This is a genomic window from Nonomuraea sp. B19D2 (assembly GCF_040137845.1).
Lineage (GTDB): Bacteria > Actinomycetota > Actinomycetes > Streptosporangiales > Streptosporangiaceae > Nonomuraea.
In genome coordinates this window covers 103,087-115,991 of the sequence record NZ_JBEFAK010000016.1, presented here as the reverse complement: position 1 = coordinate 115,991, position 12,905 = coordinate 103,087, and the positions used below count along the sequence as shown (strand labels likewise).

The following is a 12,905-nucleotide window of genomic DNA, read 5'->3' as shown; positions in this document are numbered from 1 at the left end:
GGGATAACCCCCGGACCCCCAGCGTTTCCGGGGGAGTCCCCCCGGGACCCCCCATCTCGGGGGAGTCCCCCCGGGACCCCCCATCTCGGAGGGAGTCCCCCCGGGCCCCCATCTGGGGCTGCCGGGATTTCCCGGCGCTTCGTATGGCTGCTTGCCGTATTCATGGCAGACCCACACTGGCGAAGTGTTTGCTGGATCGCAAGGGTTGGGGTCTTTCTTTTCGAGGAAGCTGTGCGGGGTGCCGTGTTTGGGTGGTACGTCCGTGTGATTTAGGTCACAGCTAGGGTTCTTGTGTCCAGGAGTTCGCCCAGCAGGTCTGTGAGGGTGACCATTCCGATCACTTCTCCTGGCTGGTTTGTTACCAGGGCCAGGTGGGCTCTTGCCTCCTGGAGGGCCGTTACCGCTTCTGGGACCTGGGTTACGCAGGGGAGTTTTGGTGCCGGTCTGCGTAGGTCTTCCGCATTGCTTGATGGTTGTAGGAGGGCGTCTCTGGCGTGCAGGGCGCCCTTCACGTTGTCTGCTGTGCCTACCAGGAGGCGGAGGTGGCCGCTCTTGGCGGCGGCCTCTCTGATTTCTGCGGCGGTTGCCGACGGGGGGACCATTACCGCCTTGTCGATGGGGACCATCAGGCGTTCTATGCCTTCGTCGTCCAGTCTCAGGGCTCTGGTCAGGAGGTCGTGTTCCTCTCTGTCCAGGAGTCCCATCCTGCCTGACTCGCCTACCAGCATGGCCAGTTGGCGGGGGGTTCTTGTGGTGGCCAGTTCGTCTCTTGGCTGAACTCCGAACAGGCGGAGGATGAGGTTTGTCACGCCGTTCAGGGCTGAGAGCAGTGGGCGCATCAGCCAGGTGAACGCGCGGAAGGGGAGCGTGAGGAGGAGGACCGAGCGTTCTGGGTGCGTCAGCGCCCAGGACTTCGGGGCCATTTCGCCTACCACCATGTGGAGGAAGGTCACCAGGGCCAGGGCGATTGTCAGTGCTATGGGGAGGCGTAGGGCTTCTGGGACGCCTACGGCGGCGAAGAGCGGCTCCAGGGCGTGTTCTATTGCTGGTTCCGTCACCTGGCCCAGGCCCAGTGTGCACAGGGTGATGCCCAGTTGGGCGCCGGCGAGCATGAGGGAGAGTTGTTTGCCGCCGCCTATGGCTGATCTTGCCGTCAGCCTTATCAGGCGGTTGTTGTTGCGGGAGGCGATCTCCTCCAGGCGGTGGCGTCTTGAGGAGACGAAGGCGAACTCCGCGGCCACGAACAACGCGTTGAAGGCCAGCAGCGCCAGGCTGAGGATGAGCAGGGTCATCGTGCCGCCTCCGCGTGCTTGACCGGCGACAGGCGGACCCACTCGGGCACCCTGCGGTTGAGGGAGATCACTGTCAGCTCTGCCAGGTGTTCTGGTTCCTGCTCCGCGAACGGGTCGGTGTCCTGCTCGATCGGGACCGTCACCGTGTCGCCCTCGTCGGGCATCCTGCCGAGCCTCGCGAGGACCAGGCCCGCGAGCGTGTCGTAATCGTCGCTCTCCGGGAGTGCCACGCCGGTGGCCCGCTCCACCTCGTCCAGCCTGAGCGTGCCAGGGACCTCCCAGACGCCGCCCGGCTGCTCGACCGCGCCGACCGGCTCCGGGTCGTTCTCGTCGACCAGCTCGCCGACCAGCTCCTCCGCCAGGTCCTCCACCGTGATCACGCCGGCCAGGCCGCCGTACTCGTCGATGACGCAGGCGATGTCGTCCTTGGCCGCGCGCATCCTGTCGAGGACCGCCGGTATCGGCACCGAGTCGGGGATGAGCAGGGCCGGTCGGGTGATGTCTGCGATCCGGCCCTCGTCGAGGCCCGAGGAGAGGAGTTCGCGTACGCCTGTCACGCCTGCCACGTCGCCGTCCTCGTTGAGTACCGGGTAGCGGGAGTGGCCGCACTTGCGCATGATCTCGATGAGGTCCTTGATCGGCTGGTCGGCGCGGACCACCACCACGCGGGGGCGGGGGACCATGATTTCCTCCGCGGTCCTGTCGCCGAACTCCAGGGCCCGTTCCAGGAGGTCTGAGAGCCTGGGCGGCAGTTCGCCGGCCCTGGTGGACTCCTCGATGATGCGGGAGAGCTCCTCCGGCGTCGCGCCGTGCTCCACTTCCTCGACCGGCTCGATGCCCACGCGCCGGAGCAGGCCGGTCGCCGCGGAGTCGAACAGCTTGACCACCGGGCCCACCACGGCCAGATAGACCAGCGTCGAGCTGGCCAGGAACTTGGCCACCGGCTCCGGCCTGGCGATGCCGAGGTTCTTCGGCGCCAGCTCGCCCAGGACCATCTGGACGACAGTCGCCACGAAGACCCCGATGGCGACCGAGAGGCCGGTGATCATGGTGTCGGCCATACCGGTGTCCGCCAGCCAGGGCCGTACGATCGTGGCGATGGCGGGCTCGGCCAGGAAGCCGACCAGCAGCGCCGTGACGGTGATGCCGAGCTGCGCGCCGGAGAGCATGAAGGAGAGGCGGGACGTGACCTGGAGCGCCTTGTCAGCGGCTTGGTCGCCCGCGGCGGCCTGCTCGCGCAGGAGCGCGCGGTCGGCGGCTACGAAGGCGAACTCCTGAGCGACGAAGTAGCCGGTCGCCGCCGTGAGGAGGAAGAGGGCCAGGAGGCCCAGATAAGCGCTCACCATGGTGAGCTTTCAGAGGAACCCGTGCCACAGCACGGGCGAAGACTCCACGGGTCCGGAGCGGACACGATCATCCCTTCGATAGAGGTCGTCCATAACCGTAACGATGCTGTTGGCATCTATGTTTCCGGAGTGACTCTTCGCGGGTTCCGCGTACTTTTACGTGGGAAAACCTTGGCGGAAAGTCTTCACTGCTGCGGGGTTCGACGTAGCGTCTATGACAAAGCGAAGGGAAGTAGGCGAAGTGTCTGAGGACGACCGGACGCGGGCCATGCGGTCACCAGGCGACGGCCGCCCGCTGCCACCCAAGCCCAATGACGGCCTGCGCTCAGGGGGTGCGCCGGCCCACGAGGTCCCGTTCGGGGGGCCGGGTGCGCCCACACACAAGCTGCCGGCGGCCTCGCAGATTCCCGAGCCCGGCTCCTCCTCGAATGAGCCGCCCAGGGCCGGCTCGCGCGTGTACGGCAGGGCGCGCTCCGGCAACAGCCCGGTCCGGCCGCTGCGCTCGAAGGGCGGCGAGCCGTCCGGGCCCACGAAAACGCGCGGGCGGATGTCCGGCAAGACCGTCCTGAAGATCGTGGCCGGGCTGCTGGTCGTCCTGCTCGTGGCGGCCGTCGGCCTGTTCTTCTGGATCAACTCCCGGATCACGGGCATCGAGGGCGTGCTCGACGATTACCAGGGCCGGGTCGCCGACACTCCCGGCACCAACTGGCTGCTCGTCGGCTCCGACAGCCGCAAGGGCCTGTCGGCCGCCCAGCGGAAGAAGCTGGCCACGGGCAGGGCGGTCGGGCAGCGTACGGACTCGATGATGCTGCTGCACATTCCCGACACCGGTGACAAGCCGACGCTGGTCAGCCTGCCGCGCGACTCGGCGGTCACCATCCCCGGCAAGGGGCGCGACAAGCTCAACGCCGCCTACAACGGCGGGCCGCAGCTGCTGGTCCGCACCGTGGAGACGGTCACCGGGGTGCGGATCGACCACTACATGGAGATCGGGTTCGCCGGGTTCGTGAACATCGTGGACGCCATCGGCGGGGTCGAGATCAACGTACGGGCCGCCGTGGACGACCCGAAGGCGGGGCTCAAGCTGAAGAAGGGCACGCAGATGCTCAACGGCGCCCAGGCCCTCGGATACGTGCGGACGCGCAAGGGCGGCGCGCTGCCCGACTTCGAGCGGACCAAGAGGCAGCGGCAGTTCCTGGGCGCGGTCGTGAAGAAGGCGGCCAGTCCCGGGGTGCTGATCAACCCGTTCACGTCGATCCCGCTGGCGATGAGCGCCACCGACGCGGTCGCGGTCGACGACGGGACGGGGGCGTTCGACATGCTGTCGCTGGGACTGGCGATGGGCGACAGCCCCGTGACGACGGTGGTGCCGTTCGGCGGGAACGAGCCCGTCCCCAGCGGCGGCACGGCGGTCAAGTGGGACCGGGTCAAGGCTCTGGCCCTCTTCGACGCGCTGAAGAACGACAAGCCGGTTCCCCAGGACATCATCGACAGCAAGTGACCGGTGTTGTCGGCTTCGGCGGCCCGCCGGTGTCCGGCGGGCCGCCGTTGCTTTTCAGTTGGAGAGCAAGCCTGTCGTGGTGGTCGTGGTGGTGATGATGACGACGTTCGCGGCGGCCATCGCGGCCGCCTGGACGCCGGCGATCGTCTTGGCGACCGCGGCACCGGCCCAGGCGCCCTCCATGATCTCGGCGACGCGCTGTTCGCTCCCCTCAGGGAAGACCTCGCGGTCGAGCTTGGCCGCGTGCACGATCGCGATCAGGGCGGCCGTGCGGGCGTCCGGGTCCGCGCCCGCCAGGACGCTGTGCACCCGGTCCCTGACCTCCCCCTCCACGCTCGGGTCGGCCTCGGGCCAGCGCATGGTGGTGAAGATGATCATCCGCTTGGCCCGCTGCTCCGACAGCACGCCCGACTCCGCCAGCCTGGAGAGCAGGCGCTGGCGCAACTCGGCCGAACGCAGCTGCTGGATCCACCAGACCGGCTTCTGCTCCGTGCTCTCCGCGGCGATGCGGGCGAGCGCGGCGTCCAGCTCGGCGTCGCCGAGCGGGGACGCGTCCTTGAGTGTCACCTTCTCGTCCGACACCTCCACCCGTTCGCGGATGGCGAGTTCGGCGAGGATGGCGCCGGCGAGCGCGGGAACCAGCTGGGGCCAGCTGATCAGTGGCATGCCGTCTTCGCTGTAGGCGAGCAGGAGGACTTCCTCGGCGATCGTCACAGTCATGCTTCGACACTAACCTCCCAACCATGACCATCTCGGAGAAGCTGCACGCCATCGGCCGCCCGCTGCTCAAGGCGCAGCTCGAGCACCCCACCGTGGCCGGCATCGGGCGTGGCGACCTGCCCGAGCCGGTGTTCAGGTCGTGGCTGGAGCAGGACTACCTGTTCCTGCTCGACTACGTACGGGTCTTCGCGCGGCTGGCCTGGCAGGCTCCCGCCGGGCATCTGGGTGACCTGGTGGACCTGGCGCACACCACGTACCACGACGAGCTGAGCCTGCACAGGTCGATGTCGGCGGAGTTCGGGGCCGATCTGGAGGGGGCGGTGAAGGGGCCGGCGTGCGCGGCGTACACGGCGTTCCTGCTGGAGTCGGCGGCGTCGTATGGGGAGGGGCTGGCCGCGCTTTATCCGTGTATGTGGGGATATTCGAGTCTTGGGCGGATATTGGCGGAGAATCCGCCCGCTGAGCCGAGATATCGGGCTTGGGTGGACACGTACGCGGATCCGGGGTTCGAAGCGCTGACCGTGCGCATCGCGCAGATGATCGACGAGGCGGGGCCGGATCCGGCGCGGGCGGAGGCGCTGTTCGCCGAGGGCATGGCGCACGAGCTGGCCTTCTGGGACGTGCCGTAGCCGTGTTCGCCTGACACGGTTTCCACAGGCTGTGGACGGTTCGGTGTGCGCCGTACCCTGGTGGCATGCCGGAACTTCCCGAAGTGGAGTCTCTCGCCCACTTCCTGCGCGAGCGGGCGGTGGGTCGTACGGTCCTGGGGGTCGACGTGGTGGCCATCCAGGCGCTCAAGACGTTCGACCCGCCCGTGACCGCGTTGGGCGGGCTGACCGTCACCAGCGTGTCGAGGCACGGCAAGTTCCTCGACCTCGACTGCGACGGCCTTCACCTGATCATCCATCTGGCCAGAGCGGGCTGGCTGCGCTGGCGCGACGACCTCTCGGGCGCCAAGCCCGTGCGCCCCGGCAAGGGGCCGCTCGCGGTACGGGTCCGGCTGGCGCCCGATGAGGAGGGGCTGGCGCCCGGGTTCGAGCTGACGGAGGCGGGGACGCAGAAGCGTCTCGCCGTCTATGTCACGAAAAATCCGGAAGACATCCCCGGTGTCGCCTCCCTCGGTCCCGACCCCCTCGACGAGTCCTTCACCGTGGAAGCGCTCAAGCGCATCGTGAGCGGCAACCGCACCCAGATCAAGGGGCTGCTGCGCGACCAGAAGGTCATCGCGGGCATCGGGAACGCGTACTCGGACGAGGTGCTGCACGCGGCCAGGATGTCCCCGTTCAAGATCGCGTCGTCGCTGACGGACGCGCAGATCGCCGACCTGCACGAGGCCATCATCACCACGTTGAGAGAGGCGGTGGAGCGGGCGCACGGGCTGGCGGCCAAGGACCTCAAGGCGGAGAAGAAGTCCGGGCTGCGCGTCCACAACAGGACGGGGCAGCCGTGCGACGTGTGCGGCGACACCATCCGCGAGGTGTCCTTCGCCGACTCGTCCCTGCAGTACTGCCCCACCTGCCAGACCGGCGGCAAGCCCCTCGCCGATCGGCGCTTGTCCCGGCTGCTCAAATGACCCCTGCGTGGGTGCTCAGGCGCCGACCGGCACCCGGTCCGCCTCCCGGGTCCCCGTGCGCCTGCGCAGGCCGATGGCCGCCACCACCGCGCCCAGCAGGGTGGCCGTCACCGGGACCGCCAGGGCCGTGCGCAGCGCCGTGAGGCCGGCCTCCGCCGTGGTCCCGTCGCCCAGGGCCGCCACGTTGACCGCGGTGACCATCGACAGGCCCAGGGCCGCGCCGAACTGGAACGACGTGTTGATGAGACCGCTCGCCAGCCCCTGCTCCTCCGGCGCGATGCCGTCCGTGGCCACGATCGTGAGCGGGCCGTAGACGAAGGCGAACATCAGGCCGATCAGCAGCATCGAGGGCAGCATGGCCGCGTACGTCCAGTCGAGCCCCACCCCGAGGAAGAGCGCGTACGCCAGCAGCCCCGACAGCAGGCCGCCCAGGACGACCTTGGCGTTGCCGTACCGGTTGACCAGCCACGGCGTGAGCGTCGGGGCGAGGATCACGTCGGCGGCCGCCGCCAGCAGGGCCAGGCCCGTCTGGATGGTGGACCAGCCGCGCAGCTCCTGCAGATAGAGCGTGACCAGGAACTGGAAGCCGAAGAACGAGGCGGTGAGCAGGGCGGCCAGCACGTTCGCCCGGACGAGGGCGCCCGACCTGAGTATGCCCAGGCGGACCAGGGGGCGGGCGGAGCGGCGTTCCACGGCCACGAAGGTCCCGAGCAGCGCCAGGCCACCGAGGAAGGCGGCCACCGTCAGCGGCCAGCCGTCGGACGGGTGCTCGAGGCGTACCACCCCGTAGACCAGCAGCATCATCGCGCCCGTGACGCTCAGAGCGCCCGCCGCGTCGAAGCCGCCGCCGCGAGACTCGGAAGGGGAATCCTTGAGCAGCGGGATCGCGGCGAGGAGGATCACCAGCGACAGCAGGACGGGCGCGAAGAAGACCCAGCGCCAGCCGAACGCGGTCAGCAGGCCGCCGATCACCAGCCCGAGCGCGAAGCCGCCCGCCGCCGTGCCGGCGTAGATGAGCAGGGCCCGGTTGCGCCGCGGGCCCTCGGGGAAGGTCGTGGTGAGCAGGGAGAGCCCGGCCGGGGTCATGAACGCGGCGGCCACCCCCGTGACGAACCTGGCCACCAGCAGCACCCACCCCTCATGAGCGAATCCGCCGAGCCCGGAGAAGGCCAGGAACACCCCCAGCCAGAGCAGGAACATCCGCCGCCGGCCCAGCAGGTCGGCCGCCCGGCCGCCGAGCAGCATGAAGCCGCCGTAGCCGAGCACGTACGCGCTCACGACCCCGCTCAGCACCCCCGTTGACAGCCCCAGGTCAGCCCTGATGGACGGGAGGGCGACGTTGAGCATGGCCACGTCGATGCCCTCGAGAAAGATGGCTCCGCACAAAACAATCAGCACGCCCCAAGAGCGAGCAGGCATAACAAACTCCCGGTTACTTCTAGGCATTTCGGTTCTCTCTTGTAACCGGACACATCATCAGCCAACATGAAATGTCATGGAAGAAGGCACTTCGGAATCACTCGGTTACTGCGACAGCACCGTGGAAGCCGACTACGACGTACGCCAGTGGGACACCCGCGAGGACTGCGAGGTCCGCCAGATACTCGACCGCATCGCGGACAAGTGGTCGCTGCTGGTGATCGCCCTGCTCGACTGCCAGAGCCTGCGCTTCACCCAGCTCCGCCGCGAGATCGACGGCGTCAGCCAGCGCATGCTCAGCGTGACCCTGCGCCAGCTCGAGCGCGACGGCCTGGTCAGCCGCACGGTCCACCCCGTCGTGCCGCCCAGGGTCGACTACGCGCTGACGCCGCTCGGCCGTACGCTGCACCAGACCATAAAGGCGCTGGTCACCTGGACGGAGGAGCACCAGCGGGAGATCGCCGAAGCGCGTGCCGCCTACGACTCGCGTGTTGATGGCCTCACTCCGTGAGGCGGGCTCGGTCGCCAGATGCCGCCGCCTTCCCCCGTCGCTCCTTCGTCGCTCCTCCTCCAGGCGGCGGCGCTCCCTCGCCGCGAGATGATGGAGTCATGACCGTTCCTGAGATCGAAGCCAGTGCCGTTCCCGACGACGCCTACCTGCTCGACGTCCGAGAGCAGGACGAGTGGGTCGCCGGGCACGCGCCGGAGGCTGTCCACATCCCCATGACCCAGATCCAAGGGCGGGTCGACGAGGTGCCCGGCGACCGGACGGTCTATGTCGTCTGCCGGGTTGGCGGCCGGTCCCTGCAGGTCGCGGCCTGGCTCAACCAGCTCGGGCGCGACGCGGTCAACGTCGGTGGCGGCATGCAGTCGTGGGAGTTCGCGCGTCGCCCGATGGTCAGCGAAACGGGGCAGACGCCCTTCGTGGCCTAAAAATCTTCTCAAAGCACATGTAAAGCCTCCCTGTGGCGTTTCTGCCGCCACTAGGGCATGATGAGGGCGCCAACTTCAGATCGTCGCGGGAGCTCGGGGTTCACCGGGCTGAGAGGGCAGCACACGATCCGCTGCCGACCGCCTGAACCTGTCCGGGTAATGCCGGCGTAGGGAGTGTGCGATGACGCATGTCGCCGACGAAGTTCCCCTGACCCTCGAGGGCAGGCCGCCGAAGACGCTGGGCGTGCTCGACCAGGGTGCGCTCTGGGCGAACCTCGGCGTGAGCCTTCTGGGCTTCTCCGGAGCGCTGCTCCTGCTCGACCCGCTCGGCGGCGCCCCGCTCAGCCTGGCCGCCGCGCTGGTGGCCGTCGTGGTGGGCAGCCTGATCGGCACGGCCATGGTCGGCCTGTCCGCCATCCCGGGCACACGGACGGGGGAGCCCGCGATGGTGCTGCTGCGGGGGCTGTTCGGCGCGCGGGTCTCGTACGTGCCCACGGTGCTGAACATCGTGCAGATGATCGGCTGGGGCGCGTTCGAGCTGTGGGTCATCGCCAAGGCCGCCGGTGCCATCTTCGGCGCGGTGCCGTACGCGGTGTGGGTGATCGCGGCCGGAGCGCTGACCACCGCGCTCACGATCTGGCCGCTCGGGTCGGTGCGGATCCTGCGGCGGTACGTCACCATCGGCGTGATCGTGTCGCTGGTGTGGTTCGCCTGGTTCTTCCTGACCCGGGCCCCCGTGCACACCGGCGGGTCCTGGGCGGCGTTCGCCCCGGCCGTCGACTACGTGATCGCGCTGTCGGTGTCGTGGGTGCCGATGGCGGCGGACTTCGCCCGGCACTCCAGGTCGAGCGGGGCCGCGTTCACCGGCGTGGTCGGCGGGTACACGTTGGCGCAGGTGGCATGCCTGGGGCTGGGCGTGTACGCGGTGGCCATGGCGGGGGCGGACGCGGTGCTGGCCGATGGGACGTCGGTGTTCGGCCCGTTCGTCGCGGTGCCGCTGGGCGCGCTGTTCTTCGCGATCCTGGTGCTGCGCGAGACCGACCAGTCGTTCGCCAACGTCTACTCCACCACGGTCTCGCTGCAGAACCTGATGCCGCGCGTGGACCGGCGCATCTTCTCCACCGCCATCGGCGTGCTGACCGTCGCGATCGCCCTGTTCGTGGACGTCACCTCGTACGGGGCGTTCCTGGGGGTGATCGGGGCGGTGTTCGTGCCGATGTTCGCGGTGCTGGCCGTGGACTACTTCGTGCTCGGCGGCTCGCGCGGCTGGAACACCGCGGAGAACGCGCCCGCGCGCTGGTCGAGGCTGGTGCCGTGGGCCCTTGGCTTCGTCGCGTACTGGCTGACGACCTCCACGCCCACGGTCCCGAAGTGGGACGCCTTCTGGCAGTCGGCCCGCGAGGCCATCGGCTTCACCCGGCAGCCGTGGATGAACGGCGCGCTCGGCGCGGCCGTCGTGGCCGCGCTGGTGGCGCTGCTCATCGGCTCGTTGACGCGCGCTTCTCGACGTTGAGCAGGTGCTGCTTGGCCGTGGGGCCGCCCGCGTAGTCGCCGAGCCCGCCGTCCTCGCGCACCACCCGGTGGCACGGCACGATCACGCACACGGGGTTGGAGGCCAGCGCGTTGCCGATCGCCCGCAGCGCGCGCGGCCTGCCGATGCTCGCGCCGATCTCCTCCAGCGTGGTCGTCGTGCCGTACGGGACCACCGTCGTCTTCTGCAGCACCGTACGGGCGAACGGCGTGGCCAGCGTCAGGTTCACCGGTGTGGCGAAAGCCCGCAGGCGGCCGGAGAAGTATGCGTCCAGCTCCCTGCGCACCGGGTCGAGCCGGCGCGCGTCCGGCCCGATGAACGTGCCCACATGCCTCGTGAGCAGCGCGAACACGTTGTTCTCCGGCTCGAAGCTGCACGCCACGATGCCCTTGCCCGTCACCGCGAGCACCAGCCTGCCGACGGCGCCGTCATAGGTGCCGAAGGCGATGTCGGGGGGCGTCTCGCCTCGATAGGTGCTGGAGGTCACCCGCAACAAGGCATCGAGATCGCCACTCGACATGGCACCCACCCCCCCCACCCACCGAGAATCGCCGTGACCGCAGCGTATCGGACGGATCGCCCGACGCACTCACCGTGCCACGTGCACTATGGAGGAGTGGGGGACGAATGGGCCGGGAGTGACGACGAGATAGCTCGTGCTGCGCTCGCCTGTTCGCCCAACGCCGTCGTGGTCGTCGACCGGGACCAGAGCGTGCTGGTCTGGAACGAGGCTGCCGAGCGGCTGTTCGGGTGGACGGCGGAGGAGATACTCGGGCGCCGCGCGCCGATCGTGCCCGGCGAGCTCACCGCCGAGCACAACGCCGTGCTCGAACGCGTACGCACCGGCGGCCAGGTCTCGGTGCGCACCAAGCGCCTGCGCAGCGACGGGACCGTCCTCGACGTGCGCGTCGACATCAGCGCGCTGCGCCTGGGCAGCGCCGTGGCCGGCTATGTCTGCGTGCACCATCTCGCGCGGGCCGACGAGCTGGCCAGGAACCGCATGGCCCGCCGGGCGCGTCTGGTGCGCAGGCTGACCGACGTGGTCGGCGACATCAACTCCGAGCTAGAGCTCTCCGCCGTGCTCGACCAGATCTCGGCCAGCCTGACCGAGCTCACGGGGGCGGACGCGGGCGGGTTCGTGCTGATCGAGGGGGACCGGTTACGCCTGGTCAGCACGTACCAGCTGCCGGACGCCATCAGGGGCACTACCACGGACCTGCGCACGAGCCTCGTGGACAAGCTCTTACGCACCGGCAAGACCGTCCTGCTGCAGTCGGACGGGCTGGACGACCTGGTGTGGGCGCGGCTGAACGGCCTGCACACGATCGCGCTCGGCCTGGCCGCCGTCGGCGGGCGCCCGTACGGAGCCCTGTACGCGCTGTTCGCCGAGAGCACGCCCGGGCACCTCGAACTGGAGCTGCTTGAGCTGCTGGCCGGGCATGCGGGCATCGCCGTCGGCAACGCGGTGGCCTACCAGGAGGCGGTGCGGCAGCGCGCGCACGAGCAGGCCGTCTTCGACGCCAGTGCCGACGGCATCGCCGTGCTCGACGAGGCCGGCCGCGTGGTGCGGTGGAACCCGGCCGCCGTCGAGCTCACCGCGTTCTCCGCCGAGGCCGTCATCGGCGGGCCGCCGCCGTTCCCGCTGCCCAAACCGGGCGAGAAGGTCACATTCCAGATGGAGAGCGGGCGGTGGCTGGACGTCGTGAGCGCGCGGATCGAGGAGACCGGCGAGGTGGTCATCGACTTCCGCGACGTGACCACGGCCAAGGAGCTCGAGGAGGCCAAGGACCTGTTCCTGGCCACGACCAGCCACGAGCTGCGTACGCCGATCACAATCGTGCGCGGGTTCGCCAGCACGCTCGACAGGCGCTGGGACAAGATGAGCGACCCGGAACGCCGCTCGGCCGTGCACACGATCGCCGAGCGGGCCAGGTCGCTGGGTGAGCTCATGGACCACCTGCTGCTCGGGGCCAGGGCGGGGGCGGACGAGCTGAAGGTGCGGATCGAGGAGTTCGACCTGGCCGAGCGGATCGACGCGGCCACCCTCGGGCTGCCCGCGCTGTCGGACAAGCACCGGGTCGAGGTGGACATTCGCGACGGGCTGCCGTACGTGCTGGGTGACGCGCTGGCCACGGACATCGTTCTGGGGCAGCTGCTGGAGAACGCGTTCAAGTACTCGCCCAAAGGCGGGCTGATCGGCGTGGCGGCCTGGCCCGAGGACGACAACGTGGTCGTGGTCGTGGACGACGAAGGGGTGGGCATCGCGCCGACCGACCGGGAGCGGATCTTTGAGAGGTTTGTCCAGGTGGACAGCGGCGACCGGAGAAGGTTTGGTGGAGTAGGGCTCGGTCTTTACATCGTCCGCAGCCTCGCGAGGGCTCAGGGGGGAGACGTGAGCGCCCATCCGCGACCCGGAGGGGGCACGAGAATGCGGCTCTTACTACGAGCTGTTTCCCCTATCGGATCCGACACACCGATGCGGTAACGAGGTGGTCACAGTTGCGCTGATCTATCGTCCAATGTGCACAAGCTGTGATCGAGATGCGGTTTCTGGGATCGAGTAACGGGGCATTTCGGTCGTACCGGGGAG

Annotated in this window: 12 protein-coding genes and 1 riboswitch; of the genes, 7 read left to right on the top strand and 5 right to left on the bottom strand. The window is 69.1% G+C overall.

What is annotated here, in order from left to right; all coding sequences use genetic code 11:
- Positions 1-269: 269 nt before the first annotated feature.
- On the bottom strand, positions 270-1,292 hold the full coding sequence (locus tag ABN273_RS28225) for a hemolysin family protein (protein ID WP_349452050.1): 1,023 nt from the start codon (positions 1,290-1,292) through the stop codon (positions 270-272).
- Positions 1,289-2,638 carry a hemolysin family protein gene (locus ABN273_RS28220; protein WP_349452049.1) on the bottom strand — a complete coding sequence of 450 codons (1,350 nt, stop codon included), beginning with the start codon at positions 2,636-2,638 and terminating at the stop codon, positions 1,289-1,291. Before ABN273_RS28220 ends, ABN273_RS28225 begins: the two co-directional genes overlap by 4 nt.
- A 241-nt stretch (positions 2,639-2,879) precedes the next feature.
- Here ABN273_RS28220 and ABN273_RS28215 point away from each other — a divergent pair, with 241 nt between their 5' ends.
- Entirely contained in the window at positions 2,880-4,139 is a 1,260-nt protein-coding gene (locus tag ABN273_RS28215) for an LCP family protein (protein WP_349452048.1), read from the top strand.
- Between the two features lie 54 nt (positions 4,140-4,193).
- On the opposite strand, the gene ABN273_RS28210 is transcribed toward ABN273_RS28215, so the two are convergent.
- Positions 4,194-4,859, bottom strand: coding sequence for a GOLPH3/VPS74 family protein (locus tag ABN273_RS28210; protein WP_349452047.1), 666 nt, complete (start codon positions 4,857-4,859; stop codon positions 4,194-4,196).
- Positions 4,860-4,882: 23 nt separating this feature from the next.
- On the opposite strand from ABN273_RS28210, the gene ABN273_RS28205 reads away from it, so the two are divergent.
- Both ABN273_RS28205 and ABN273_RS28200 read left to right on the top strand, forming a co-directional pair.
- Positions 4,883-5,488, top strand: a complete 606-nt coding sequence (locus tag ABN273_RS28205; RefSeq protein ID WP_349452046.1) for a TenA family protein — start codon at positions 4,883-4,885, stop codon at positions 5,486-5,488.
- A 65-nt stretch (positions 5,489-5,553) separates the two neighbouring features.
- On the top strand, positions 5,554-6,432 hold the full coding sequence (locus ABN273_RS28200) for an Fpg/Nei family DNA glycosylase (protein WP_349452045.1): 879 nt from the start codon (positions 5,554-5,556) through the stop codon (positions 6,430-6,432).
- Positions 6,433-6,447: 15 nt separating this feature from the next.
- Here the strand turns inward: ABN273_RS28200 and ABN273_RS28195 are convergent, their stop codons facing one another.
- Complete coding sequence (locus ABN273_RS28195; RefSeq protein WP_349452044.1) at positions 6,448-7,830, bottom strand: MFS transporter; 1,383 nt, start codon at positions 7,828-7,830, stop codon at positions 6,448-6,450.
- Between the two features lie 97 nt (positions 7,831-7,927).
- Between ABN273_RS28195 and ABN273_RS28190 the strand changes: the two genes are divergently transcribed.
- The 3 genes from ABN273_RS28190 (at position 7,928) to ABN273_RS28180 (ending at position 10,297) form a co-directional block, all read left to right on the top strand.
- Complete coding sequence (locus ABN273_RS28190) at positions 7,928-8,362, top strand: winged helix-turn-helix transcriptional regulator (RefSeq protein WP_349452043.1); 435 nt, start codon at positions 7,928-7,930, stop codon at positions 8,360-8,362.
- 98 nt (positions 8,363-8,460) lie between these two features.
- Positions 8,461-8,784 (top strand): rhodanese-like domain-containing protein, encoded by a 324-nt coding sequence (locus ABN273_RS28185; protein WP_344999391.1) that lies wholly within the window; start codon positions 8,461-8,463, stop codon positions 8,782-8,784.
- A 75-nt stretch (positions 8,785-8,859) separates the two neighbouring features.
- Positions 8,860-8,975, top strand: a riboswitch (TPP riboswitch).
- On the top strand, positions 8,966-10,297 hold the full coding sequence (locus ABN273_RS28180) for a purine-cytosine permease family protein (RefSeq protein WP_349452042.1): 1,332 nt from the start codon (positions 8,966-8,968) through the stop codon (positions 10,295-10,297). Its footprint overlaps the riboswitch before it by 10 nt.
- Here ABN273_RS28180 and ABN273_RS28175 read toward each other — a convergent pair.
- Positions 10,263-10,835 (bottom strand): methylated-DNA--[protein]-cysteine S-methyltransferase, encoded by a 573-nt coding sequence (locus ABN273_RS28175; protein WP_349452041.1) that lies wholly within the window; start codon positions 10,833-10,835, stop codon positions 10,263-10,265. The genes ABN273_RS28180 and ABN273_RS28175 overlap by 35 nt on opposite strands.
- Positions 10,836-10,931: 96 nt before the next feature.
- Between ABN273_RS28175 and ABN273_RS28170 the strand changes: the two genes are divergently transcribed.
- On the top strand, positions 10,932-12,800 hold the full coding sequence (locus ABN273_RS28170) for a sensor histidine kinase (protein ID WP_349452040.1): 1,869 nt from the start codon (positions 10,932-10,934) through the stop codon (positions 12,798-12,800).
- Positions 12,801-12,905: the final 105 nt, after the last annotated feature.